Origin of the sequence: Wolbachia endosymbiont of Rhagoletis indifferens, from assembly GCF_048537595.1 — a bacterium.
Classification (GTDB): domain Bacteria; phylum Pseudomonadota; class Alphaproteobacteria; order Rickettsiales; family Anaplasmataceae; genus Wolbachia.
In genome coordinates this window covers 1,120,322-1,146,703 of sequence record NZ_CP175923.1, presented here as the reverse complement: position 1 = coordinate 1,146,703, position 26,382 = coordinate 1,120,322, and the positions used below count along the sequence as shown (strand labels likewise).

At 35.0% G+C, this 26,382-nt stretch carries 29 protein-coding genes and 2 pseudogenes; 17 read left to right on the top strand and 14 right to left on the bottom strand.

What is annotated here, in order from left to right; all coding sequences use genetic code 11:
* Positions 1-87 precede the first annotated feature (87 nt).
* The 8 genes from rpoD to ACJZL1_RS05965 form a co-directional block, all read right to left on the bottom strand.
* Positions 88-2,031, bottom strand: a complete 1,944-nt coding sequence (rpoD, locus tag ACJZL1_RS06000; RefSeq protein WP_419247179.1) for an RNA polymerase sigma factor RpoD — start codon at positions 2,029-2,031, stop codon at positions 88-90.
* Positions 2,032-2,154: 123 nt separating this feature from the next.
* The gene (locus tag ACJZL1_RS05995; RefSeq protein WP_265026103.1) at positions 2,155-2,481 is read right to left on the bottom strand and encodes a cation:proton antiporter subunit C; all 327 of its coding nucleotides are present in this window, start codon (positions 2,479-2,481) and stop codon (positions 2,155-2,157) included.
* Positions 2,478-2,897, bottom strand: a complete 420-nt coding sequence (locus ACJZL1_RS05990) for a Na(+)/H(+) antiporter subunit B (protein WP_265026104.1) — start codon at positions 2,895-2,897, stop codon at positions 2,478-2,480. Before ACJZL1_RS05990 ends, ACJZL1_RS05995 begins: the two co-directional genes overlap by 4 nt.
* The gene (locus ACJZL1_RS05985) at positions 2,890-3,417 is read right to left on the bottom strand and encodes a DUF4040 domain-containing protein (protein ID WP_250294918.1); all 528 of its coding nucleotides are present in this window, start codon (positions 3,415-3,417) and stop codon (positions 2,890-2,892) included. The genes ACJZL1_RS05990 and ACJZL1_RS05985 overlap by 8 nt, the downstream gene beginning before the upstream one ends.
* Position 3,418: 1 nt before the next feature.
* The gene (mnhG, locus tag ACJZL1_RS05980) at positions 3,419-3,706 is read right to left on the bottom strand and encodes a monovalent cation/H(+) antiporter subunit G (protein ID WP_265026105.1); all 288 of its coding nucleotides are present in this window, start codon (positions 3,704-3,706) and stop codon (positions 3,419-3,421) included.
* 6 nt (positions 3,707-3,712) lie between these two features.
* Positions 3,713-3,958, bottom strand: coding sequence for a monovalent cation/H+ antiporter complex subunit F (locus tag ACJZL1_RS05975; RefSeq protein WP_320109922.1), 246 nt, complete (start codon positions 3,956-3,958; stop codon positions 3,713-3,715).
* 28 nt (positions 3,959-3,986) lie between these two features.
* Entirely contained in the window at positions 3,987-4,382 is a 396-nt protein-coding gene (rpoZ, locus tag ACJZL1_RS05970) for a DNA-directed RNA polymerase subunit omega (RefSeq protein WP_265034658.1), read from the bottom strand.
* Positions 4,383-4,442: 60 nt separating this feature from the next.
* Positions 4,443-4,739, bottom strand: a complete 297-nt coding sequence (locus tag ACJZL1_RS05965; RefSeq protein WP_010081926.1) for a helix-turn-helix domain-containing protein — start codon at positions 4,737-4,739, stop codon at positions 4,443-4,445.
* Positions 4,740-5,174: 435 nt separating this feature from the next.
* On the opposite strand from ACJZL1_RS05965, the gene purE reads away from it, so the two are divergent.
* The 6 genes from purE (at position 5,175) to ACJZL1_RS05935 (ending at position 9,912) form a co-directional block, all read left to right on the top strand.
* Positions 5,175-5,666 (top strand): 5-(carboxyamino)imidazole ribonucleotide mutase, encoded by a 492-nt coding sequence (purE, locus tag ACJZL1_RS05960; protein WP_265026107.1) that lies wholly within the window; start codon positions 5,175-5,177, stop codon positions 5,664-5,666.
* A gap of 7 nt (positions 5,667-5,673) precedes the next feature.
* Positions 5,674-7,533: a DNA mismatch repair endonuclease MutL gene (gene mutL, locus ACJZL1_RS05955; protein ID WP_419247178.1), complete on the top strand. Its 1,860-nt coding sequence runs from the start codon at positions 5,674-5,676 to the stop codon at positions 7,531-7,533.
* 620 nt (positions 7,534-8,153) lie between these two features.
* Entirely contained in the window at positions 8,154-8,276 is a 123-nt protein-coding gene (locus ACJZL1_RS05950) for a hypothetical protein (RefSeq protein WP_419247177.1), read from the top strand.
* Between the two features lie 233 nt (positions 8,277-8,509).
* Positions 8,510-8,677, top strand: coding sequence for a hypothetical protein (locus ACJZL1_RS05945; RefSeq protein ID WP_419247176.1), 168 nt, complete (start codon positions 8,510-8,512; stop codon positions 8,675-8,677).
* The gene (locus ACJZL1_RS05940) at positions 8,619-8,909 is read left to right on the top strand and encodes a hypothetical protein (protein WP_419247175.1); all 291 of its coding nucleotides are present in this window, start codon (positions 8,619-8,621) and stop codon (positions 8,907-8,909) included. The genes ACJZL1_RS05945 and ACJZL1_RS05940 overlap by 59 nt, the downstream gene beginning before the upstream one ends.
* 64 nt (positions 8,910-8,973) lie before the next feature.
* Complete coding sequence (locus tag ACJZL1_RS05935) at positions 8,974-9,912, top strand: J domain-containing protein (protein WP_419247174.1); 939 nt, start codon at positions 8,974-8,976, stop codon at positions 9,910-9,912.
* A gap of 349 nt (positions 9,913-10,261) precedes the next feature.
* Here ACJZL1_RS05935 and ACJZL1_RS05930 read toward each other — a convergent pair whose 3' ends face one another.
* From ACJZL1_RS05930 to ACJZL1_RS05920, 3 genes are all read right to left on the bottom strand, one after another.
* On the bottom strand, positions 10,262-10,396 hold the full coding sequence (locus ACJZL1_RS05930; protein ID WP_419247173.1) for a hypothetical protein: 135 nt from the start codon (positions 10,394-10,396) through the stop codon (positions 10,262-10,264).
* Between the two features lie 181 nt (positions 10,397-10,577).
* Entirely contained in the window at positions 10,578-11,174 is a 597-nt protein-coding gene (locus ACJZL1_RS05925) for a TIGR02217 family protein (RefSeq protein WP_419247172.1), read from the bottom strand.
* A gap of 191 nt (positions 11,175-11,365) precedes the next feature.
* The gene (locus tag ACJZL1_RS05920) at positions 11,366-12,124 is read right to left on the bottom strand and encodes a DsbA family protein (RefSeq protein ID WP_419247171.1); all 759 of its coding nucleotides are present in this window, start codon (positions 12,122-12,124) and stop codon (positions 11,366-11,368) included.
* 263 nt (positions 12,125-12,387) lie between these two features.
* Here ACJZL1_RS05920 and ACJZL1_RS05915 point away from each other — a divergent pair, with 263 nt between their 5' ends.
* From ACJZL1_RS05915 to ACJZL1_RS05905, 3 genes are all read left to right on the top strand, one after another.
* A complete protein-coding gene (locus ACJZL1_RS05915) occupies positions 12,388-12,540 on the top strand; it encodes a hypothetical protein (protein ID WP_419247170.1) in 153 nt (50 codons plus the stop codon).
* A 58-nt stretch (positions 12,541-12,598) separates the two neighbouring features.
* Positions 12,599-13,612 (top strand): Fic family protein, encoded by a 1,014-nt coding sequence (locus tag ACJZL1_RS05910; RefSeq protein WP_419247169.1) that lies wholly within the window; start codon positions 12,599-12,601, stop codon positions 13,610-13,612.
* 95 nt (positions 13,613-13,707) lie between these two features.
* Positions 13,708-15,186 (top strand): UbiD family decarboxylase, encoded by a 1,479-nt coding sequence (locus tag ACJZL1_RS05905; RefSeq protein ID WP_419247168.1) that lies wholly within the window; start codon positions 13,708-13,710, stop codon positions 15,184-15,186.
* 74 nt (positions 15,187-15,260) lie between these two features.
* On the opposite strand, the pseudogene tnpC reads toward ACJZL1_RS05905, so the two are convergent.
* Positions 15,261-16,561: pseudogene (gene tnpC, locus ACJZL1_RS05900) on the bottom strand (IS66 family transposase).
* 165 nt (positions 16,562-16,726) lie between these two features.
* On the opposite strand from tnpC, the pseudogene ACJZL1_RS05895 reads away from it, so the two are divergent.
* A pseudogene (locus ACJZL1_RS05895) lies at positions 16,727-16,879 on the top strand (IS4 family transposase); the annotation flags it as partial.
* A 113-nt stretch (positions 16,880-16,992) separates the two neighbouring features.
* On the opposite strand, the gene rho reads toward ACJZL1_RS05895, so the two are convergent.
* Both rho and ACJZL1_RS05885 read right to left on the bottom strand, forming a co-directional pair.
* On the bottom strand, positions 16,993-18,396 hold the full coding sequence (gene rho / locus ACJZL1_RS05890) for a transcription termination factor Rho (RefSeq protein ID WP_265034621.1): 1,404 nt from the start codon (positions 18,394-18,396) through the stop codon (positions 16,993-16,995).
* A 192-nt stretch (positions 18,397-18,588) separates the two neighbouring features.
* Complete coding sequence (locus ACJZL1_RS05885; RefSeq protein ID WP_265026455.1) at positions 18,589-19,197, bottom strand: cell cycle transcriptional regulator TrcR; 609 nt, start codon at positions 19,195-19,197, stop codon at positions 18,589-18,591.
* A gap of 331 nt (positions 19,198-19,528) precedes the next feature.
* Between ACJZL1_RS05885 and ACJZL1_RS05880 the strand changes: the two genes are divergently transcribed.
* The 7 genes from ACJZL1_RS05880 (at position 19,529) to ACJZL1_RS05850 (ending at position 26,382) form a co-directional block, all read left to right on the top strand.
* Positions 19,529-21,337, top strand: coding sequence for a SurA N-terminal domain-containing protein (locus ACJZL1_RS05880; protein WP_419247167.1), 1,809 nt, complete (start codon positions 19,529-19,531; stop codon positions 21,335-21,337).
* A gap of 241 nt (positions 21,338-21,578) precedes the next feature.
* Positions 21,579-21,899, top strand: a complete 321-nt coding sequence (gene rpsP, locus ACJZL1_RS05875; RefSeq protein ID WP_341818795.1) for a 30S ribosomal protein S16 — start codon at positions 21,579-21,581, stop codon at positions 21,897-21,899.
* An 11-nt stretch (positions 21,900-21,910) separates the two neighbouring features.
* Positions 21,911-22,897, top strand: a complete 987-nt coding sequence (locus tag ACJZL1_RS05870) for a polyprenyl synthetase family protein (RefSeq protein WP_419247166.1) — start codon at positions 21,911-21,913, stop codon at positions 22,895-22,897.
* 61 nt (positions 22,898-22,958) lie between these two features.
* On the top strand, positions 22,959-23,504 hold the full coding sequence (locus ACJZL1_RS05865; protein WP_320157462.1) for a nucleotide exchange factor GrpE: 546 nt from the start codon (positions 22,959-22,961) through the stop codon (positions 23,502-23,504).
* A gap of 40 nt (positions 23,505-23,544) precedes the next feature.
* Entirely contained in the window at positions 23,545-24,549 is a 1,005-nt protein-coding gene (gene trpS / locus ACJZL1_RS05860) for a tryptophan--tRNA ligase (protein WP_265026451.1), read from the top strand.
* A 301-nt stretch (positions 24,550-24,850) separates the two neighbouring features.
* A complete protein-coding gene (locus ACJZL1_RS05855; protein WP_419247165.1) occupies positions 24,851-26,203 on the top strand; it encodes a DnaJ domain-containing protein in 1,353 nt (450 codons plus the stop codon).
* Positions 26,188-26,382 (top strand): hypothetical protein, encoded by a 195-nt coding sequence (locus ACJZL1_RS05850; RefSeq protein ID WP_419247164.1) that lies wholly within the window; start codon positions 26,188-26,190, stop codon positions 26,380-26,382. The genes ACJZL1_RS05855 and ACJZL1_RS05850 overlap by 16 nt, the downstream gene beginning before the upstream one ends.

Sequence of the window (26,382 nt, the reverse complement as noted above, 5' to 3'; positions counted from 1 at the left end):
GAAAAAACGTTTTATTTTAAAAACGCTCTGACTTTTTCTCCACTTTTTCCGGGCAAAATCAGCTTCTTCTTAACTTGACACGTATACTTAAAAGAACCCTCTAAGTTTTCTAGCGCGGCTTGGATGTTTCAACTTGCGCAGTGCTTTTGCCTCTATTTGCCTGATTCTCTCACGTGTTACATTAAAAATTTTTCCTACTTCTTCTAAGGTATGCTCCTTCCCATCTTTACCAAGGCCAAAACGCATTCTTAGAATTCTTTCTTCCTTTGGTGTTAAAGTTGCAAGAACATTGGTTGTAATGCCACGCAAGTCAGCAAGTATTGCAGCATCCTCTGGTCTGGAGACTCGCTTATCTTCTATACAATCACCGAAGGTACTACTATCATCTTTTCCTGTTGGAGCTTCAAGACTTACTGGATCCCTTGCTATTTTCATAACTTTGCGTATTCTTTCCAGTGGCATTGTCAGTTCTACACTCAATTCCTCTAACGTCGGCTCTCTCCCCATCTCATGAGTCATCTTTCTTAATGTTCTGTTGATTTTACTGATAATTTCCACCATATGAACTGGTATTCTAACTACTTTAGACTGCTCAGGTATTGCCCTAGTGATCGATTGTCTTACCCACCAAGTGCCATAAGTTGAAAATTTATATCCACGTTTGTAATCAAACTTATCCACGGCCTTCATAAGACCAATATTGCCTTCTTGTATCAAATCAAGCAGATCAAGACCTCTTTTTGAATACTTCTTAGCAATGGAAACTACTAGCCTTAAGTTAGCCTTAATCATTTCTTGCTTTGCTTCAGAGACTTCTCGTTCGTGTTTTTGTATTCTCCTGATTAGCTCCTTAAATTCTTGCACGTTATCTTCCTGTATATGCTGCTTAATACCGTTCAAAGTACTAGCTATATGTTCAGAGTTATCGTCTATAAACCTTAAAAATTTGTTTTTTGATTCACCTGTAAAAGAGGACTGATTTTCATTGATCTTTAAAAGACTTATCTCTTTCAACTCGTGCTTTAAAAGCACGTCATCATAAACTTTATAGAAACTTTCTCTATTGATATCGTATTTTCTAGCCTCAGCAATAAGATTAGCCTCATCAAGCGTGATGGATCTATTTATCTTATAAAGTTCTTGTGTAATTCTGGCAACAGCAGCATCACTTAACTTAATTTGTAATGCCATAGACCATATTTGATTATACAAAATTTCTAGCTCATTAGAGAAATTTTTAGAATTTTTTCTTAATATCAACGCTTCATTTGTTAAAGTAATTATCTCATCCAATGCAACTATGACCTTTGGCAATAAGTCACTTTCCATTTCAAGAATAGAAACATTTAAATTGACTGAACTTATATCTTCATTATCACCGTCTTTCTCATCATCACTTTTTTTACTATCTTTCTCATCATCACTACAATACTCAGCATCTTCAGAAACATCCTCAGAATCCTCAACATCTTCAGCACTTTCTTCACTCTCTTCTTTGGGTACCACATTAAAATCAGAGTTATAAATTGCATCCAGATCTATAATTTCTCTCAGTAAGAGAGCTCCACTACTTAAATCATCACGCCATACTTTTATCACCTTTAATGTTACTGATGTTTCAATTATTGCACGTAACATGTTATGCTTTTCAGATTCAATTTTTTTTGCTATCTCGATTTCATCTGCCCTTGACAAAAGCTTTACAGAGCTCATGTCTTGTAAATAAATCCTTACTGGATCATCATTTTGTACTAAAGTTGCAGTAACATTTGGCGATGTGTCATCATCATCAAGTTTACTATCATCACTGTTGGAAGGAACATCTTCTTCATCTTCGCTACTTTCAAGCACATTAATTCCGGAGTCCTGCAATAAAGATATAGCATCATCTATAAAGTCAGACGAAAAATTTTCATCTGATAATTTATCATTTATATCATCAAAGGTGACAAAACCACCTTTTTTTATACTTTTAGTTACAAGATCTCTGATAATTTTTTTCTTATCTTCTGCATCATTAATAGTTGACATCATTACCTTTATAGTTTATAATTTCATTCCTTATTAACAAACAAACTTACAACGAGCAAGTCTATAATTTTACTTTTAACTTGTGGCTATTTGTTACTTCATATAGTTTAAGATACTGTTAATTTATGTACACTTGTCTTGATCAATTGTTCCATACTTTTCTTCTATTTTTACTGCTATGGACAATCCAACTGAAAATGTTGCAATTCCAACCACTATAGCAGTAAGCATTAAAACATGGGGTATAGGATTGCTATATGAATAAAAATTTGAAACCAATATAGGAGGCAAGGAACTTTTTATATACCCTAGAGATATGTAAAACAACAAAACAGATGCTTGGAAGACACTTACTCCTATCATTTTCTTGATTAAATTTTTATCGTTTATAATAATATATAAACCTAGCACCATTAATATAATAATAATTGTATAATTATATAAAGTCATTGTTTTTTCCTACGAGCAAAATTTATATATATAATTAACATAGAGGAGCAGACAGTAAATGCTACACCTAATTCCACAAAAAAAATACCCAATTTTTGACCGGTTCTATTATTGGCTGACAAGATATCGTAAGATAAAAAACTTTGGCCAAGTAAAGTTGTTGCAACGCCCGTTCCTCCATAAATTAAAATACCTAACACGTTAGTCAATCTAATCACAGAATAAGGTATTGCTTTTAGAGTTGTAGATACACCAAATAGCATTGAATATAATATTATCCCGGAGGCAATAATTATTCCTGCTTGAAAACCTCCACCCGGAGTGTAATCACCGTGAAATTGTATGTATAAACCAAATAAAATGATAAAAGGTATCATCAAAAATGTTACTGCATTTAATATCGGATCTTTAATCATTTTCTTTTTCTTCTTTTAATATCAACGTTATACAAAGCGCAGCAGTAAAAACTACTATAGTTTCTCCAAACGTGTCATAACCACGAAAGCTTGCCAAAACAGCTGTCACTATATTAGGAATACCGGTAGCTTTTTCGGTATTTTCCACATAATAAGGAGCAACATGCAAGTGGATCGGAGCATTGTGGCTGCCAAAATCTGGCAATTGAATCATAAAATATGACAAACATACAGCCAGAAATAACATAAAAAAAAGCGTTATAGGGTTATGAGATAGATTTACTTTATGATTCTTTATCAAGGAGAGTGCTGCAAACGTAAAAACCGTACTGAGCCCCGCACCAACAGAAGCTTCAGTAATTGCAACATCAGGTGCATTCATAATTAAGTATATAAGCGCAATAAGTGAACTAAATACACACATTAGAACAGCACTTACGACTAAATGTCGCGAGAAGACTATAAAAACCGTAACTGTTAGTAACAACAAAAGTAGCACTACATTTAATATTTCTAACACCTTAACCTTCTTTAACAGTTTTTTTCTTAACTTTATAATAAGTGCGCGCTAAAATATAGCCATTAGTTGAGCTAGCTACCCATATTATAAGAATTAATAATATTATTTTAACAGTATTGATTGAAAATCCATTCTGCAAAGCAAAACCAATTAACAATAACGTTGCACCGCTAGAATCTGTAATACCTGCTGCATGTAACCTAGTATAGAAATCAGGAAATCTAATTACTCCCACACTTGAAATAATTACTAAACAAATGCCTAAAAATATAAGAACGGATCCTATCATAAATTATTAAAACAACATTAATCTCATTAGTGCTATAGTTGATATAAAGCTAACGCTAGCATACAACAATGCTATATCAATTAAAAAAAAATTATTCAGAATGATTGATATTGCTGTTATGAGTACAACTACTTGCGTTGAGAAATTATTGAACGCTAAAACCTTATTGTACACATCACTTGACTTAGAGACTATGCGACACAACATTACACTCATACAGAACAACAGTGTATAGATAGCAATGTGAATCATTTAAAGACTATGTAACTTCAGTAGATTTCTAAACGGATACTTCTTCATCGCCATCTTGATCATTTATTTCACCATCCACTTCATAATCTTGGCTTTCTTGACTTACATCAAGATCTGTGTTATCAGAAAAATTTAATAAATTCGCTAGCTTACTTGTATTACTGCTGTAAACATTATTCATATTTCCTTTCATGTACTCCTTGCATCTACCTACCAAAAGGTTAAATAGGTCATGAGTATCCACCTGTTTTTCTGCTATTTCATGTAAGGAAACTATGGTGTTCTTATGGTCTTTAAACTGAGCTGTTTGAACTGGATTACTTGCCCCTGTATTTAAATCATGTGTTCTTTGACTTGCCAATAGAACCAATTTGAAACGGTTACTTACCTGTTCTGTACACTTTTCTACAATAGACTCAGCCATAAGATACTACCTTAATAAGTTTTATACTATATCACAAAAAACAAGTTGTCAACTTTGTATCTATTGCGATTCAACTTCATGTTTTACTTTTTCTGCCTCAGATTTTATTTCTTGGCTTTCTGTCATCGTGATTGTTATTTCATGATCAAGTTTTTTTAGAAATCCTAACAATCGCTCTAAAGAAAAACCATCTATTTTACCATTTTTAATTTGCGATACCTTTGGCTGATCAATACCAAGTTTCTCAGCTGCAAAAGCCTGAGTCCAAGCATTTTTTTCTATAATTTTATTTATTATATAAAGCAACTTTGTTTTTATTCCTGCACTGTCTAAGTTATTTAACGATATTATTTCCATAATTTTTACACTCACATATCAATTAACTTTATTAAACATTATAACATAATATTTAATATACCAAGATATTAATATCATATAACTTGTCAATAATTATATGATATCAATATTTAAAACTTTAAGTTGATTGTATATTAATATTTCAATCAAATTTCTAGTAACTTTAAATTATCATTTTACTATCAGCCTATCTGAAAAAGTCATTTACAGAAAGAACAAGCTAAAATTACAAAGCTTGAAATACAAAAATAATTATTTTATAAATTTATCTTACATAAGAAGTTTATACTCTATATCTTAATATAGATATTTATTTAAATTTTTAAAATTTCCATTTTAACGAGAATTCTATATATTCTATTTATAATATAACTTAAATATTTGTTGCTTTTTAGCTGGAACATTATTTAGTTAGTAAGTAAAATTGTGTTGAATATGACAAAAATAAAAAAAGATGTTGCTGTTATTATGGGGAGTGAGTCAGATTACACCACTATGATCCATACCGTTGATATGTTAAAAGCATTAGAAGCTTCACATGACATATTCATAATATCTGCACATAGAACACCAGAAAGGCTCTTCAATTTTGCCAAGTCTGCGCAAGAAGAAGGTTTTAAGGTTATTATAGCTGGTGCAGGGGGTGCAGCTCATTTACCTGGTATGGTTGCGTCACTAACTTGTTTACCAGTTATCGGCGTTCCTGTGCATAGTAAACAATTAAATGGGCTGGACAGTCTACTCTCTATAGTTCAAATGCCAAAGGGTGTTCCAGTTGCAACCATGTCTATAGGAGAAAATGGAGCATATAATGCTGCCATTACCGCCGTATCTATATTGTCAATTTCCAACAGTGAAATTGCAGGTAGGTTAAAAAAGTGGAGAGAGAAACAGACCAAAGAAGTAAAAGAAAAACCAGTTTCATAATAAATCTATGGCAATAATTCTTTTAGACACAAAAACCATAAACCGTATAGCAGCGGGGGAGGTGATAGAAAGGCCAGCAAGTGTAGTAAAGGAATTAGTGGAAAATGCAATAGATGCTGGAAGTTTAGAAATAGAGATCAAAATAGAAAGTGGTGGGCGTAACCTTATTATTGTGACAGATGATGGTAACGGAGTAGAAAAAAACGATTTAGAACTTGCGTTTATGCGCCATGCTACTTCAAAATTGAGCGATAGTGAGTTGATAGAAATCAAGCATCTTGGCTTTAGAGGAGAAGCTCTACCTTCAATTGCAGCAGTAAGTAGGATAAAATTATCGTCTAAGGCAAGAGAAGCAAGTGAAGCATGGTCTATAAGTTATGAGGGTGGAGAGAAAATAGGGGAGCTAATTCCTTACTCTTTATCACAAGGGACACATATTGAAGTACGAGATTTGTTTTTCGCTACCCCAAATAGACTAAAATTTCTAAAAACCGAAAGAGCAGAAACTCAAAGCATTGTTGATATTGTAAATAACCTAGCAATGATTAACTATCATATAGGGTTTACTCTCACTTCAGGTAATAAAAAGCTCTTAAAATACGCTAAGCAGACTTCGTTATTTCATAGATTGTGTGAAGTAGAAGAAGAATTTCAGGGCAATTCTTTGGAGGTCAATGAAGAAGAAGACGGCATTAAACTTACGGGACACATCTGTAAGCCGACCGTCAATCGTGGTAAGTCAACTCAGATCTATACGTTTGTTAATGGAAGGCCAATTAAAGATAATTTACTTATTGGTGCGGTTAGGTATGCATATCATGATTTTATTCCAAGCGATAGGTATCCTTTTGCAGCGTTACATTTAGAGATACCTTATGATCAAGTAGATGTAAATGTGCATCCAAATAAATCAGAAGTAAGGTTTCAGAATAAGAAGCTCATATATGAGATAGTGACAAGAGGATTAATTAAAGCGTTGTCAAGAAGGATAGGCACCTTTGATGTTATTCCAGCTAGTGACCAGAAAACTACTAATACGATAGAGGGTTTTGTGAAAGGTTCATTATCAGATCCTTTTGATAAGTCTAATGTTCAAAAAGAATTTTACGAAAGGAGGCCAAGTCCTTTTGAAAATCAACTAATAAAAGAATTTGCCTCTCCAAATGAAAAAGCAAAAGGCTTATCAGAACAGTCAAAATCGTTTGATTATACCGGCATACAGAAATTCCCAGCACAAGCGGAGGCTATGGTTCTAGAAAAAAAGGTGTTAGAGCAAGTTGATTTGATAGAGAGCCACCCACTCGGGTTTGCACGCTGTCAGGTCTATAATACTTACATTATTGCCGAGGTAAGGGACAAATTGATTATAGTCGATCAGCATGCAGCCCACGAAAGACTAGTATATGAATGCCTAAAACAAAAATCAAGTATAAAAAGACAAAAACTACTTCTTCCTGAAACGGTTGAAATCAAAAATCAAGCTGGAATGGAGATGATTGAAATCTATAAAGATAAGTTATTTGAAATGGGTTTTGATATTGAAATCAAATCAGAGAATAAAGTGATAGTAAAAGAAATCCCTGCAATTTTGGGAGCAATAGATGTGAAAGAGATGCTAATTAATATAGTGGGTAGATTAACGGAAATAGAAGATACATTGCCAGTAGAAGATAAAGTGAACAAAATATTGGCCACTATCGCTTGTCATGGATCAATTAGAGCAGGCAGGAAAATGAGATTAGAGGAGATGAATGAGTTGCTGAGGCAAATGGAAAAAACCCCATATTCCGGACAATGCAACCACGGAAGGCCAACTTATATAGAAATGAAACTAAGTGATATTGAAAAACTGTTTGAGCGTAGGTAATGAGGTTGCCATAAATATGTAAGTGCTCCTTCCTCGTCATCCAAGTAGCTCATAGAAACGGATTAAACGAAAAAACTTGCTTGACACCCTTTGCCAGCCCCCTTATCATGAAAACTGAAGCTATTTATTTATCTTCTCTGTACAGATTAAATGACAAAAAAACTCAACGTATTTGGCGTCTCATGTTTAATTTTTTGCACTATGTGCACCTTATGTCTTTAAAAATTTCTGGGTTTTTACCTATACAAGCTGAAATACGCTTATAAAGCATTTAAAACATTAAAAAACGCCAACTTAAAAAATGGATAGTGAGTAACTAGCTACCTTAGGGTTTCTTTTGCCTTTTTTTCTGTTTAGTAAATTTCTTAACGTTTATAATTTAGATTAGTTGCGGCTTAAAAGCAGCTGAGTCGCAGTTATTAAGCGTTTAGAATAAAAAAACGCCATACTTGAAAGTATAATGTAAGTAACTAGCCAACCACGGGGCTTCTTTTGCCTTTTTTTTCATTTGGTAAATTTCTTAACATTTATAGCTAAACGACAACCGTCATCCCGCTACGTGTTAGCGGGATCTAGAGATACCGCGGCGGTATGACGTAGGATTGCTTTCATCCCGCTGCTTGTTAGCGGGATCTATGCTAAAAGATACCGCGAATGAATCGCGGTATGACGGTCTGCGGCAGTATGACGGTTCGCGGTGGCATGACGATAACCTCGTCATCCCGCTACTTGTTAGCGGCTAAGAGATACCGCGGCGGTATGACGGTGTAGATGATGGTTAAGTAATTCGTCATTCCCCTACGTGTTAGCGGCTGAGATACCGTGGCGGTATGACGGTTCGCGGTGGCATGACGATAACCTCGTCATCCCGCTACTTGTTAGCGGCTAAGAGATACCGCGGCGGTATGACGGTGTAGATGATGGTTAAGTAATTCGTCATTCCCCTACGTGTTAGCGGCTGAGATACCGTGGCGGTATGACGGTTCGCGGTGGCATGACAATAAGCTCGTCATCCCGCTGCTTGTTAGCGGGATCTATGCTAAAAGATACCGCGAATGAATCGCGGTATGACGGTCTGCGGCAGTATGACAGTTCGCGGTGGCATGACGATAACCTCGTCATCCCGCTACTTGTTAGCGGCTAAGAGATACCGCGGCGGTATGACGGTTCGCAGCGGCATGACAATAACTTCGTCATCCCGCTGCTTGTTAGCGGATGAGATACCGCGGCGGTATGACGTAGAAGCTATACTTTTATACTCACCAACTCAGCTGGATCCAAGTAGTCAGGGTGCTGGGATGACACCCTTTCCCAGTCTATCAAATCACAATGTTCGTGCAGTGATGGAATTGTGCAACAGGCACAATTTGACATAAAAAGCTTTGCTTTTTGAAATTTTGGGTTATACTTAACTTAAGATATTTCAGTAGGGGATTTATTGTGAATAGAAAGGAAGCTTTAGAAATATTAGGTCTTAGTGATAGCGCTAATCCTAGTAAAAGGCAAATAACAATAAAATATAAAGAACTAGGGCTTAAGTTTCATCCAGATAAAAATCAAAACAAAGAAAAAGCGGTAAGAAAAAAATATGAAGAAATGTTTAAGCAGATAAATAATGCGTATAAGTATCTTACTTCACTCAATTTGGAAGAGATCTCAAAGATAAAATACGAAGATATAATAGTGATGACAGACGAGGAATTTGAAAAAACAACCAATATGACAGGTGAAGAGCTTGGAGAAATATCGAACGAAAAGTTTAATAGATGGATATATACAACAAACAAGAGATTGATGAAGGATTTAAATGAAATTAACTCTGCTGATGATTTGAGTTCTTCTTTAAGTTTTGCTATCTTGAACAAAGATGTAGAATACTTAAAGAAGCTTTTTTCTAAGTTCAAGAGTAGCAAGGATGGACAGTTTGGTGATTATATAAACCAACCTTATGCAGGGACAAATCTATTATCTCATGCTGTATCACTTAGAAATATTAAAATTGTAGAGCTTTGCTTAAAAAATGGTGCAGATCCTAATACAGAAATTAATGAATCATTCTTATGGAATAGTGAAGTTAAAAAATTATTAGTCGAGTATGGGAGAATCAATAAATCCAGTGTATTTTGTCAGTTAGCTCTTGCAGTTCTAACAAGTTATGTTGCTTTTGCGATTTACTCTTCATGTGATGCCTCTTTCGTATGTTATGCGGGAGTGGCAGCACTTGCCCTTGCTGCAGTTTTTCTGGTTGCAAACGCTATACATGATGTGTTTTATGTACAAACAAAATGGCCTTCTCCTAATTTTGATGAAGTTAATGCTGAACAAGTAATAAATAATGTTGAGGATAATTCTAAAAGAATTGACAATGCATTAGCTTAATCACAACTGTACGAGCATTGTTATTTAAGAGCAATCTCCACCAAGAAGGGTGTCATCCCAGTGCCTTGACTACTTGGGTCCAGAAAACTTAGCTTTGAGTCAAGATAAAAACTGGATTCCAGCGGGCTTTGTTGCATCGCTAGCTATGATGGATTAAAGATAAAAAAGATAGAGAATATCAGTAGCTTATTATTCTGGTATTTATAACAAGAACGGTCAGCAAATACCTAAATTTGAGTAAAAGAAATTTCACTACCACTCACTAATCCGGCTAAAATTCAAGAATTTCAATGCTTTAGCTATTTTCAATAGAATTAAATTTATTAATATAAATAATAAATTACTATTCTTAAATTTGATCAGATTGATTGCAAAAAAACAAGATTTTCAATAGGTTGCTTATAATCCTAACTATAGTTAGCCTTTCATAAGTAGCGATGCAACAAAGCCCACTGGGATCCAGTTTTCCATACAGTTTTATCAAAAATGCTTATTTTAGCATAAAGCAAGCTACTTTCTATGTTCTCCAACTTAGCGTCCAATCAAAATTCCTGGATTCCAGACTGGAATGACATCTTCATATTTGAGGGCATAGGGCTGAGCAAGCTGCTTTCGAATTATAATACAGTTGTTGTAGTATGATGTAGATCTATGCTCGCTTATAACTAAAATTTCACTTCCACTAGTGGAATGTTGTTCCAGCTATTGCTTCCATAGTCATCAATAGAAGCGTTTAAGTAATCTGTATCAAAGCGCACGGGCACATCAAATTCGAAGCTCGCAGTGATTATCGCATCTTTTACTGGTGGCTTCATAAATGTTATTTCTCCCGTTGAATAATTTACTGAATATTCACTCTCTTCTTTACCATTTGAATAAATCTTTACTGTCCCATGTACTGGCTTTTTGATCATACGTATATGCTTATCTTCCCCACTTACATAAGTTTTGATTAGCTGAAAAGTCGTTTTTTTGTTATCTCCTATACCAATCTCTTGATTAATGGCTATAAAATCCGACCAATCCTTAAAACGAAACCCTATTGCTTTACCTTTTCGTGCATGAAAAAATGTTATTAATTCTAACAGCTGCTCGTTTGATCTGACCCCGTAAGCTATGTTGTATCTAGTACGTGCATGAGACCAATTGATGTTGCGCTGTTCACAACCGTTATGAGTTGTTACAACGTCAGTGGAAAATTCCGGTCCTCCAGCGGAACCATAAGATATATTTTCTGGAAATCTAATTTCTGTGAATGACATATGTCCTCCTGTGAAAGTAAAATAGTTTGGTTGAAGAAAATGTTGTAATTTGAAAGTGTTTCACATAGTAAATGACGCTATGGAAAGTGGATGAGACCACTGAGTTAAACTGCTGTCATACCCACAATTACTATACTCAGGTTCATTTGAGTTGTCAAGCAAAAAAAATAAAATTTTATGGCAAATTGCAACTAGCCTTGTTTATGACTTAATTCATCTACTTTTTTGCGTAGTATATTTAAATCAGTTGCTCCTATAAACAGACTATCCCCCATTATTAAAAAAGGTGTACCACCTACTCCCAAATCTCTTACTAGGAGCTTACTGTCGTTTATCATTTGCTCAATTTTGTCTGCATTATTTTTCATGGAATTATTAAAATCGTCCTCATCAATCCCTATGCTTTTCACTATATCCAATATGCTTTCGTCTGAAAATCCTCCTTTGTGACTTAAAGCAGAATAGTGAAAGTCGAAATATTTTTCTTTATCAATAAAGTAAACAGCTAAAGCACTTTTTGCTACCTTTAAAGAGGCGTTACCAAGTATTGGAGCATCCCTAAAGATATACTTAATTTTACCGTCGTTAATTAACTGCTTTATATCATTCTTCATAGCTTTGCAATATCCACAAGAATAGTCAAAGAAGCCTGCAGCTACAACACTACTATTTTCATTTCCGGAGTAAGGATAAGTAAGGTCAAATATTTGATTCTTGTATTGTGAAATTTTACTTTTGGTCACATTATCTCGAGCAGCGTAACTACTTTTAATCGACTCCTCTTTGAGAGTTCTTACGATCTTATCAAAATTTCTACTGATATAATCATCTAATCTCTCACCTATATAATCATCGTTTAGCATTTGGCTGCGATTTGAAAGCCAATTATTTATTATCGGCAAGCTTGCTATTGCTATTATTAAAATCAATAAAAACGATACCCTAGACATACAATTTATTTAAAAACCTACAATATAAAACTTTTAGTACACATTTATCTGTATATTAAAAGAAGCATCTAATGTTAATACATAAAAACATTTGTATCAAGTGTATTTTATAGCCGGTTTTGTCTCAAATGCAAACTTTAACAAAAAAAACTAAGTGCAAAACTAATCAGAAAGTTTAAGATGCAAACAGCAAAAGCGCGCGGAGCATAGATTTAAGTTGTTTCCGCTGTGTATAATTTCAACAAACTCCGCGGAATAAACATATGAACGAGCCAATAATTGGTAGAGAAAAAGAAATAGCTATTCTACAAGACAAACTTCTTTCTCGATCAGCCGAATTTATTGCAGTTTATGGTCGGCGTTGTGTAAATGTTGCATTATCTGCATTTTATCAGCATAATATAAAAGTAATGTAATGCAGATATCATGCCGATGCCAAATTATACGATTACTTCTAAAATTGCTAATTGCCTTATGAGGATTGAAGCAGCAAAAGAAAAAGTGTTACATTTGCCGCTCACTGTACCGATGCTTTCGTCTCTTCGTGAAACTGCACGGCTTTATACCACACACTATTCTACTATGATCGAAGGAAATCGACTTGAGCCTAAACAGATTGAAGAGGTTTTAAGTGGTAAAAGCCACTTTCCAAAATATAGGAGAGATGAAAATGAGGTTAAAGGATATTATGCAGCTTTAACCCAAGTTGAACAATGGGCAGCGAGAACGATCCCTATTACTGAGAAAGCCATTCAAACGCTTCATATGGCAAGTGGAAAATCTAAAGTGAAGCCAACCTCTTATCGTGATGGTCAAAACGTTATTCGTGATAGCCGTACACGTGCAATAATTTATATGCCACCTGAAGTAAAGGATGTACCAAAGCTCATGAGCAATATGATTGGTTGGATTCGTGACAGTGAGCAAGTGCCTTGCCCAGTTATTGCAGGTATTGCTCATTATCAATTTGTAACAATTCATCCGTACTATGACGGTAATGGTCGTACTGCAAGATTGTTGACTACATTAATTTTACACCTTGGTGGATATGACCTAAAAGGGCTTTACTCATTGGAAGAATATTATGCTAAAAATCTAGGGGCTTATTATGAAGCAATAACATCGCACAACTATTACATGGGACGAGCTGAAGCAGATATCACTAAGTGGGTGGAGTATTTCGTAGAAGGTATGGCAAATTCATTTGAGAACGTTTTACAACGTATAAATGAAGAAGAATACCACACTGATCAGACTGATCTTATACGTAAGCTTGATCCTAAACAACGCAAAGCTCTTGAGCTCTTCCAGGAGTTTTCCGCTATTACAGCTAGTCAGGTTGGCGAACTATTTAATTTTAAGCCTCGTACTAGTGCGCAACTTTGTAAAAAGTGGGTGGAAATGGGGTTTATCGAGATTGTAGATTTTTCCAATAGAGGAAGGAAATACAAACTTAGTAAGCAATATGAAGATTTGATCTCAAATTAACTGAAAGCTTGTTAGACAGAAAAGCAGTGCATAGATCAAATTTTAATAAAGTGCTTGAAAACTAAATGTAAACTTAAAATTTTAAAAACTGGAATATGTACAACAACTTACGCGACTTCATTAAAGCCTTAGAAGAAAAAAAGGATCTGATTAGGATTAAGGAGGAAGTTTCAACAGTTCTTGAAATGACAGAAATTCATCGCAGAGTTTTGTCAAACAAAGGACCAGCTATCATTTTTGAAAATGTTGTCACAGAAAATGGCAAAAGTGCGATTCCTGTTTTGGTGAATTTATTCGGTACTATTAAGAGGATTGCATCGGGGTTGAACATAAACCCTGGTGAACTAAGAGATCTTGGTAAACTTCTCGCATTTTTGCAATCACCTGAGCCGCCAAAAAACTTTAAGGATGCTATAAAAATGTTTCCTCTGTTGAAAGTCGTGTTATCGATGCGAAGTAAAGTTGTGAGCAAGGCTCCATGTCAAGAGGTAGTGCTAACCGGAGATGAAGTGGACCTAAGTCTACTGCCCATTCAAACATGCTGGCCAAATGAACCTGCACCACTTATCACCTGGCCGATTGTGGTAACAAAAGGACCCACGAAAGACAAACAAGATAATTTCAATCTTGGAATATATCGTATGCAGGTCATAGATAAAAAAACGACTCTAATGCGCTGGCTTGCACATCGTGGTGGTGCAGGTCACCATAAACGATGGAAAGAGAAGGAACAAAATATGAAATTTCCTGCTGCTGCTGTGATCGGTAGTGATCCTGCAACGATTATTGCTGCAGTAACCCCGGTGCCAGAAACATTGTCAGAATACCAATTTGCTGGACTACTGCGAAAGAAGCCGCTTGAGCTTGTAAATTGTAAGACTATTCCGCTTCAAGTGCCAGCTCACGCGGAAATCGTTCTGGAAGGCTATGTGAGTTTGGATAGATATCAAGACGAAGGGTCATACGGAGACCACACTGGCTACTATAATTCTGTTGAGCAATTTCCAGAATTTAATATTACTGCAATTACTATGCGCAAAAATCCAATTTATCTCAGCACTTTCACTGGCAAGCCACCTGATGAACCATCAATTCTTGGTGAAGCACTCAATGAAATTTTTGTGCCCATTCTTATCAATCAATTTCCAGAGATAGTGGATTTTTATCTACCACCAGAAGGTTGTTCATATAGAATAGCGGTGGTATCGATAAAAAAGTCTTATCCAGGACACGCAAAAAGAATTGTTATGGGCATACTTTCTTTTCTCAAGCAGTTTTTATACACGAAGTTTATTATCGTTGTTGATGATGATATAAATGTACGTGATTGGAAGGAAGTGATGTGGGCAATATCAACGAGAATGGACCCTGTGCGTGATACAATCATGATAGAAAATGCACCTATTGATTATTTAGACTTTGCTTCCCCTGAAAGTGGCCTTGGAGGTAAAATGGGATTTGATGCGACAAATAAAATCCCGCCTGAAACCAAACGAGAGTGGGGAAAGAAAATTGAGATGAGTGAGGAAATAGTAAGAAAAGTTACGGAAAAGTGGGAAGAATATATGGACTAGACTTCTTGCATAAAAGCAGAAAAAAGTTTGGCGTTTTTTGTAATACCGCGATTGTATCCGTTCAGCAGAGTGGTTTAAGAAACGGTAGATAGGAGATTGTGGAAAGGCCCTTTGTTTCCATGTTAAGTATAACGAAATTATCCGTTCAAGGAATGCATTTCCCCGCTTCGATTGGGTAAAATATGAATTTTTGCGATAAACGACATAATGCCGAATTTGCCGTTCAGCGTGGTTATTTGTCAGTGGAATGTTTTCTGGGTCATCTAAAAATTTCCACATCATTCTTTCAGATTTCATAATATTTTTCGCAACTCGAGAAGCTCCAATTGCTTCAGGTAAGTGGCTTCAAGTAATACCGTGTACGTTTTCGCAATTTTCTGGCACGTCTGGCAAATCTAAAAACATCTATCTCATTTTTTAGTAAAGCTTTTTTTAGTGCAAACAACTCAGCAGCAACATCTCTCAAATAACAGCCGAGAATTTTGACCTCAATGTTCCAACTATGTTTCAAAATCCCTTGATAAGTGTGCCCAACAAATTTGCCTTTTTTCATCAGCAAAGTAGTTGTATGCCGCATACCTGTCAGTTACTACCAAACTATTGCGATTGCAGCATACACTATTTTTTAAAACTTTCATTCCCCTTGAACTTTACAAAACTTGCCGTATTGCTTGCAAACATCCAGCACCAACCAAGCTTACCCTTATTGTAATGGCTGGTTTCGTCGATATGAAGAACTTTGCTTGTACTTACTTCTTGTTCGATCTGCTCATACATTTTTTTGCATTTTGAAGCAACTCTATGTTCACTATTTGATATGCTACCGACGCTTATGTTCAAATTGAAGATATCATTTACGACACTCGCTATTTCGCGTTTTGAATTTTTGTAAAACCCGCTGAACGCTGCAATTATTGACTTAACTCTTGGTCCAAATGTATCTGACGTAACACCTTCTGGTAACTTACTGCTTCTTCTTTTCCCGCATCTCCGGCAACGGCCATTGATATTCTACTACATAAGGCTTGATTTCCGGAAGATCAACTTTTTGATGAATGTACGGTTCCTTGCATATTGCAATCTCTCCTCCGCATTCACAAGTAGATGACAACTCTACTTTTATCACCTCATCTGCATCCATTTTGGCGCGAAAACTTCCTTTATGACCAACCTGACCGCCAATATTCCTTTCGCTTTTCGGCTTATTCTTTTTTATTTTATACAACTCTTTGGAACTTGGTATTGATGAATTTTTTGAGCTTAAACCGAGTCTTTCTCTTAACTCAGCGTTTTCTATCTTCAATGCCTTACTTTCTGCTTTTAAACTTTCATTCTCTTTTTCCAATCTTTCTATTTTTGCTTCTAACCTTTCTATTTTTTGCTGTAAATTTTTGCAAAGTTCTAAAACATGTTACCTCACTTTCGCTCTATGATTGTCTTTTTAGACTACCTTGTCTACCTTATTTTGCCACTCCGCTGAACGGATACAAGTTACGACTGCTTAGTTCTTTATTCATTTTCACAATCCGTGAACGGTTACTTGTTTTTAGCGTTAAGCAGCAAAATTAATAATTTGAGAATTTTCCTGAAAAAACTTACCACAGACTGGTCATAATTTTCTGTGAAAGACAGATATAGAAAAAATAGAATATCCACCTTAAGTTCATTGAATTTTCTTACCTTTGCTTCTTAACTTGATGCGTATGAACGCTCCCTAAGTTCGCCATTGCCTGAACGGATACAATTATTTTAACTATAAGAGCGTTTTACTTTTTACTCAGCATATCCATCATAACTGGCTTACTTTTAGTGATTCATGGAGTTAAAAAAGTCAGCGTTGCTCTTTGTTAAAAGTAGTTTATCACGTAAAAATTCCATTGCTTCAACAGATCCCATAGGATTAAGTATTCTACGCAACACCCATATTTTATTTAGTATAGCCTTATCAACTAATAGCTCTTCCTTCCTTGTTCCGGATTTTGTAATATCAATAGCTGGAAATATACGTTTATCAGAAAGTTTTCTATCAAGTATGATCTCAGCGTTTCCTGTACCTTTAAACTCTTCAAAAATCACTTCATCCATTTTTGAACCAGTTTCTATAAGGGCTGTAGCGATGATTGTCAAAGAACCACCATTTTCAATATTACGAGCCGCTCCAAAAAAACGCTTTGGTCTCTGCAGTGCGTTTGAATCCACACCACCAGTTAGAACTTTCCCAGACGAAGGAATAACAGCATTATAGGCACGTGCAAGTCTAGTAATATTGTCAAGTAGAATTACCACATCTTTTTTATGCTCAACCATTCTTTTAGCTTTTTCTATTACTATTTCAGCAAGCTGTACGTGACGGTAAGCAGGCTCATCGAACGTAGAACTTACTACCTCACCTTTTACAGAACGTATCATATCTGTTACTTCTTCAGGTCTTTCATCTATAAGTAACACTATTAATTCTACTTCAGGGTGATTTATAGCTATAGAGTTAGCCATTTGCTGAAGCAATACAGTTTTTCCTGTGCGAGGTGGAGCAACTACTAACGCTCTTTGCCCTTTTCCAAGAGGAGCTACTATATCTATAGCACGCATGCTTAAGCCTTTTTTATCATCACCATTATTACACTCAAGTACTATGCTTTCCTCAGGATAAAGAGGAAGCAAATTATCAAAATGGACGTACTTTCTTAATTCACTTACTTCAGTAGAGTTTATACTTTGAACCTTAGTTAAAGTAAAATATCTTTCTTTATCACCAGGTGGCCTTATTTCTCCATATGCCATATCCCCTGTACGTAAATTAAACTTCTTTATTTGCCCGTTAGAAATATAAACATCATCGGTACTTGGGGCATAATTTGCACTTGCTGAACGTAAGAAACCAAAACCATCAGGCAATATTTCCACTATTCCACTCCCTGTGGTTATGCCTCCTTCTTCACTCATTTTCTTCATTAAGCTGAATATTATTTCCTGCTTTAGCATTCTACCATTGTTTTTACCGTTAGTTAAAATTTTTCTTTCTTCAGCTAACTCCAACAATTCTTCTGCTGTTTTCTCTTTTAATTCGCTCAGATCTAATGTTTTTCTGTTTTTTTCAGTACCTTCATTAGCTATCTGGTTTACTGTATCGTTATTGTGAACTCGTTCACTTGTTTCAGGTTGAGCTGTAACTTTTCCTTTTGCTAAAACATCTTCATTGATTGTTGTCATAATCCTCCAAAAATTTTAATTGATGCTTACTAACCTAAAATGTGACTACAAGATAATAAATTAGGCTGAGCTAGTTTTAGTGCGTATTAAGCTTAATTATCATTAAACCCCGTACTTTACTTATATTATACTAATAAACACTAGCAAGTCAAGTTAATTTAATGTTAACAAAGCACAAAAATTTGAGGATTTTCAATAGCTATTCTTTATATTTTTTAACCTTTCTTGCTTCTCTTCTTCTACTTTTGCTTTTTCCACTTCTGCTTCTAAATTTTCTTGGCTACATAAGCCAAGTAGTACAGGATCTTGGGGTTTTATATTTTGCATGTTATGATGAGATCCATCTCTTATCTGCTCAACTGTGTAATTTGTTGTACTAATTAATTTAGCTATAACGTTATTGTCCAAGATAGGAAATTTTTTTACTAGATAATAAATCGCATCAGGTTTATCTCTACGCCTTGCCGTAGAAGCAAAGCCAAGAATGTTACCAATCGCCTTACTCCTTTTTTTTATATTTTTTATAATCAAATTTGGCACACGATTTGGATTTTTTTTGCAATCATCGATTTCTTTTTCAGTAATTATCCCAGAAATAATAGGGTTATATTTTTCAACTTCTATTTCCTCATCAGCTATGTCTTGTACTTCTTCAAGGGCCAACCTGCAGCATTGTGCTATTTGATTAAAAGTTAAACCAGTGTTGTCTACTAACCAAGCAGCTATTTGCATTAGAAACTGTTTATTTCTATCGTTATTGCCCTTAGAAGATTCCATTGACATCAAAAAAGCATCTCCCATTTAAAGTATCCCTTACTGTTATACAGAGCTAAAATATAAACTATTAAAACTAAAAAAGCATTAATTTTGTCATTCAATAACTTTTTGTTTGTCACTTCCTACCTCTGAAGTTAATTAAATGCGCTTACCTTTAAACATATTTCAAACAAAATATTTCCCCTTCTTAAGGTATAGTATAACTCAGTTAAATATATGTTTCTATTTAAGATTAGAGAGTTAAATTTTAAGTTAATATATTGTAATATTATATATATTAGCTAATAAAGCAACAGGTTTACAAGCATTAAATTATCACTATTCTATAATTAACCATTAATTAACTGAGTTTAAAATGAATGTTAAAAATTTTTTCACTAAAGTAACCGTTGTCCTTTTAGCTTGCTTGTTAATCTTCATGGGAATTGGCAACCTTTTATCAGGTGATGATGAAAAAGAAGAGGTAGCTAGGGTTGGAAAAGAAGTTATAACGTCAGATGAGTATAAATCACTATATCAAAATTATGAAAAGCAAATTTCTGGATCTGATGCGAGTAGAGAACAAGTAAAAAAGCTGAAATATGATTTGCTTAACGCACTTATAGAGCAAAAACTATTGTTTAACCTAATTAGTGAGCTGGGGTTGACAGTTGGAGAAGAGTCTATAAAAAACCATATTAAAAACACCAAATACTTTCAAAATGATAAAGGCGAATTTGACAAAAATAAATTCCATGAAACGCTAAATGACCTGCATATGACAGAGAAAGAGTATATAGCAAAGCTAGAGAAAGTTCTGCCTGCAATGATGTTCGTGACTTCGTTATTTAAAGATAATTATCCGGTAACTTTTGGCGAGAGAGTTGATGAGCAGATATACAAAAGTCGCTACCAAACTAGAGTAGTGGATATTGTTAAAATAACTGAAGATGCAGTTACAAACATTCCTGAACCAGATGATCAAGCCTTACTTGATTTGTACGAAAGAAATAAATCCCATTTTTATTATCCTGAGTATCGAACTGCGCAATATATTTCCTTAGGCCAAAAGTATTTTGAAGATCAAATCAAGATCTCAGATGAAGAAGTTGATGGTATAATAGAACAACAGGAACTAAAAGATCAAAGAGATATATTCAATGTAATATTTTCTACCAAAGAAGAAGCTGAGACAGCAAGAAGAGCATTTGAGGAGGGTAAAACAAGCTTTGAACAGATAGTAGAAGAGTTTGGCAAAGCAGAACTTGAGGAAACTAGAGTAAATAATATAACTAAGGATTTTTTACCAGAAGATGTGAGGGAAAAGGTATTTGCTCTCAAAGTAGGTGAAGTAAGTGAAGTTTTAGCAAGCAGTTTTGGTTGGCACATAATAAAAGTGGAAGGTGCGCATCAAATCTCTGATGAAGACTTAGTTGATTTAAAAAAAGATATAAAGTCAGTTTTAACTAACCAAAAGTCTTTTGAAAGAGTCAATGATTTCATAAACCAAGTGAACTATAAGATATACAATGGTTCAATAATTGAAGAAATATTGAGTGAATATAATTTACCTATACAAACTATTGGTCCAGTAGATGCGAATGGAAAAGATCAAAACGGTAATAATGCAGGAGATTCTAGTGATTTGATTTCTTTCATTTTTTCGCGAGAAAAGGAGCAGAAAGGTTATTTTAAGGGCGTTGGGGACGCTGTTGTTAGTGTAAAAATCATTGATATCGTTCCACCCAAATTGCAAAGTTTTGAAGAAGGCAGGGCATTAGCGGTAGAGCTTTGGTGTAGTGAGTTTATAAAAGAAAGAATGTTTAAAATTGGGCAAGAGGTTGCAGTTCAACTAAGAGAAAAAACAGATTTGGAAGAAATTCAAGGTGTGGAATTAGTTAAAGGTCAGCAGATGCACCGCAATGAAGTGGATCAACAAAACTACCCCTTTTCTTTTGTAGAAGAGATTTTCAATATGAAAACAACTGGTTCAGTGACAGACCCTATTCAATACAATAATGAAATTATAATAGGTGTTCTAAAAGAAATGCATTCATCAAATGGTAAATTAAACACGCTTGACACCGGAAAACGTGTGATGATATCGCTAAAAGAGCAATTAATTAGCTATCTGGAATCAAAGTATAAAGTCGAAGTTAATCACGCTATACTTGATGATATATAGCCAGATAAGAATTAAATCCTTATAAGAACCTGTTTTACCTCAAACGCATCCAGTGCTCCGAACTTGGACCCAGAAACTTACTAAGTGGCTGCATGATGCAAACTAGATTCCAGTGCCCGGTGCTGGAATGACACCCTACATTATTGGTAATTATATTATAAGGTGCAAAAGTTGTATAATTCATTTGACTTAAAACGGCTCATTGTATAAAATTGTGACTAATATATGAATAAAGGTTAACATGGCAGTTAAAATAAGGTTGGCAAGGTTTGGCGCAAAGAAACGCCCTTTTTATAGGATAGTTGTAGCTGATTCACGAGCACCAAGAGATGGGCGTTTTATTGAGAAAATAGGACAATATGATCCAATGTTACCAAAAGACAATAAAAATCGTGTTGTGGTGAAGGCTGATAGATTAAAACATTGGCTAAGCGTAGGCGCGCAAGCAACTGAAAGAGTACTATGGTTCATTAAAAAAGGCATAGTAACTTTAGAAACAGAACCAAAGAAAACAGAAAAGAAGAAAGCAGAGAACGAGAAAGCACAGGGACAAGAAGCATAAGTCTCTTTAAAATGCTAAATACTGATTTAACAAACAGCGATAAATTAGAAGATGTCGTATCTTCTGATTTATCAGCTATGAAGGACTTTATCTTCAAAAATGTCAATGATGAAGGTGCTAAGCTTGCTACTGATATTATATCTCATCTTGTTAGTTCAGGTGGAAAAAAAATAAGGCCTAAACTAGTTTTTATTATATGTAAAATGCTAAACTATTCTGGGGAGGATAGGATCAACGTTGCTGCATCGGTAGAGTTTATACACAATGCTACTTTACTTCATGATGATGTGCTCGATGAAAGTGAGGCACGCCATGGAGTTAAAACAGCGAATAAGATTTGGGGAAATAAATCAAGCATTTTAGTTGGTGATCTATTGTTGACTCTAGCATTTAGATGGCTTATAGAGTGTGGAAATTTAAATATTCTCTCTATTTTATCTAAAGCATCGCATTTACTTGTGAAGGGTGAAATAAAGCAGATGACAACACGTTTTGACCCCCACACAGTCAGGGGAAATTATTTTGATATCATTGGAGAAAAGACAGCATCTTTATTTTCTGCATGCTGTGAAGCTGCATCTACAGTATCTGGTGCAACAAATGACGAAACAGAGAGGCTAAAGAATTTTGGTTTTAATTTTGGTATGGCATTTCAAATAGTTGATGATATGCTCGATTATACTGCTAATCAAGGCACTTCTGGAAAACAAGTCGGAAAAGACTTTTTCGAAGGTAAAGTCACCTTACCTGCTATTATAGCATACGAAAAGTGCAGTCCAGCAGAGCAAAAATTCTGGGAAAAATGCTTTTCTTCAGCTAGAGACAATTTTGACCAAGCATTACACTATATTAATCACCATAATGCCATTCAGCTTTCTATGGAAAAAGCTAGACACTACATTAATATGGCGCAAAATAATATTAGTACTTTTTCTGATTCTTTTTATAAAACTACTTTAATTGACTTTTTAAATGCGAGCATAGAAAGACGAATGTAGCTAGCGCTTGATATTTTCAGATTAATTGCTATATATTTATTAGATTCTTAAGGGTAATAATATGTCAGACAGCAGTAAAGAGAAAAAGAAGAAGTTTACCGATATGGTAAGTGGGCAGAAAGGTGACGACCAACAAAGTGATAACCATAAGCAAACTGATGATTTAAATGAAGATCTCAATACATTAAAAGAACGTGCAGCTCAGCTTGAAGATCATTTACGCCGCGCTGTTGCAGATAATGAAAACGTCAAACGTATAATGCAAAAGCAAATTAGCGATGCAAGTGACTACGCAGTCACAAAGTTTGCACGTGATATGATCGACTCGTGCGACAATTTAAAAAAAGTAATAGAAATTTTGAAAGACGGTGATCCTGTTCATGAAGGAATCAAAGTAGCGCATCAAAAAATTATAAATGATCTAAAAAAACATGAAATAGAAGAAGTAGACCCACTTGGTGAGCTTTTTGACAGTAATTTACACCAAGCCGTTGTGGAAAGAGAGGACGATGAAAAAGAGCCTGGCACTATTATAGAAGTATTACAAACTGGTTATACTATCAAAAATAGGTTGCTCCGCCCTGCAATGGTTATTATTTCTTGCTGATTGTGGAAACGATTAGCAAAACGCATAAGGTACATGTGTAATGACAAGTATTGTCTTTTCAGGTATCCAGCCAAGTGGCGTACTACATTTAGGTAATTATCTTGGTGCAATCAAACAGTGGATAGACTTACAGGATAAATACAAATCTCTTTTTTGTATTGTCGACCTACATGCAATCACAGCAAATAAGCTTCCCGCAAGTGAATTAAAAAGTAATATTTTCAAAACAGCAGCAGCTTATATTGCATGTGGAATAGATCCAGAAAAGTCCATTATTTTTAATCAGTCCACAGTTAGTAGTCATGCAGAACTGGGCTGGCTGCTTGGGTGCTATACACCAATTGGTTGGCTTAATCGCATGACTCAATTTAAAGATAAAGCTGGCAGCGATAAACAAAAAGCCTCTCTTGGATTATATAGTTATCCAGTACTTATGGCTGCAGATATATTGTTGTATCAAACTAAATACGTTCCTGTTGGTGATGATCAAAAACAGCATTTGGAGCTTGCACGTGATATTGCATCAGCTTTTAACAATCATTATAAACTGGATTATTTCATCGTACCTGAAATCTTAACTTTGGATTGCACATCAAGGATAATGAGCTTAAGAGATGGTACAAGCAAGATGAGTAAATCTGACCCTTCAGAACATTCGTGCATTAACCTTGATGATACAGATGACTTAATTGTTAAAAAAATAGAAAAAGCAAAAACAGATTCAATTCTAGGCTTTGATTTTGCTACTTTAGAGTGCCGACCAGAAATAAGCAATTTGATAAACATTTATTCAGTGCTTAGTAATTTAAATGTGGAAAAAGTGTGTGAAGAAGTGAACAAACATGACATGAAACACTTCAAAAAAGAGTTAGCTGATTTAATTATCAGTGTTATATCACCCATACGTGAGGGGATGAATGATCTTTTAAAAGACCAATTCCATTTACATGAAATATTAAAAAAAGGCACAAAGAAAGCAGCAGAAATTGCAACCCATAATATAAAAGAAATCAAGGATATTATTGGATTTGCTCAATATCTGTAAGGTTCCAAAGTGTAGGTATAAATAAATCAGGAAATTTTGTTCACTTTTTTTGTCATCTAAGTAGCTGACACTGGAATGGCTTTGTGTTTGAGGCAAAACCGGCTATAACACTTAACATACTGCCTTTGCAAACAAATGTTCGTACAGTTATGTGTCAGCTACTTCTATGACATCATAGGGCTTGCATGATATCCTTCTTGGTAAAGTAAGAAATCTGTCTCTAGTTTTACTTTACTTTCTTGAGTGGACTTGCTAAACTGATAATACATTAGGTTCAATTAATTTGGTTAAGGGGGTGAGTATGATTCCAAAAACATGTAAAGAGGCATTTAAAGTTCTAGGATTATCAGAAGGCGCAAGTATAGAAGAGATTAACAAGGCATATCGCAAACTTGCATTGGAATGGCATCCCGATAAATGGTCAGATAAAAGCCAAGAAGAGCAAAAGACAGCAACAGAAAAGTTTCAAGAAATATCAGTAGCACATGGAATATTAACAAGCGAGATCAGCGAAGAATTCATCAGCAACCAACCTAATTATGACTGGGCTGATAAATTCTCAGAAAACCGTTGTAAAGAATTTCGCAAAAATTGCTACGGTTCGCATTTGAGTAAAGAGGAAAAAGATTTATTTTATGCTCTTGAAACACAAGATCTAGCCCAAACAAAAACTTTGTTAAAAAAAGTTCAGAACATCAATGTACAAACCCAAATTGCTGATATATATACTGAAAATTCAATATTGCACTACATTGTAAAAAACGCTTGCAATGATCCTGAATCCGGTTGGATAGAGCTTCTTGAAGAAGTTTTATTAAAATACAGGGCTAATAACTCAACACCAGTTCATAACAGCATTGCCGATCCATGCTCGATAATTAGCATAATAGATGTTAATATTAAGGGGCAGTGTGGTACCCCTTTGCGTGATGCGTGCATACTAGGCAACCTTGATGTTGTAAATGTGCTTTTAAGGCATGGGGCAGACCCTAACGTATACAAAAAAGGCGATTTCGCACCACTTTGTGAGGCTTTAGAATATGCTTTAAAAACAGGCAAAAATGATATTGCTAAAGCGCTTTTTGCACATGGTGCTAAAGTTGATAATTCAACAGGCCTGATAATTACCGCTCATATTACAGAATATAGTCAGAGTACAATAGAAACATTCTTACCATATACATGTAATTTTTTCAAAAATAAGATGTTAGAATCCATTGTTGAAAGCAATTGTGCAGAAACCGATCATGATATTAAAATTGCAGAATTACTATTAAAGCCAGGCGCTGACTCTGAAACTGTACAGAGCACTCTAGCATTCTCCGTTACATTAAGGTTGGCCCGATCCAAAGGGAAAAGTAAGCTTGAAAAACTATTCACTGAACACAAAGAAAATGTAATTAATAACAATTCACATCCAAAACAAGGTGTTCAGCCACCTATAATAGGTAATACAAAACATAATTCTCCACAAAAACAATCTTTAGGAATTTCTCCACAACACACTAATAATCATTTCCAACCAACTTTAAGATCAGGAGTGCAAAGTGCTCAGCCACATATAGCAGGTAATACAAAACATAATTCTCCACAAAAACAATCTTCAGGGAGGAGCTGGATAATTATAAGTCAGCATTATTGTTTGGTGCTATAGGAGCCACACTAGCTGCAATGGGAATTATACCTAAAATTGTTGCTATTGGAGTAATTGCAACTGTTGTGTTGTCAGGAATCGCTGGTGCTATAGTAGGTGGCGTAGCGGGATATCTTGTTGATGTGGCGATAAATCAATGCCATGGTAATACAGTTAATCAGCAGTGTGCAGCTCAGTAG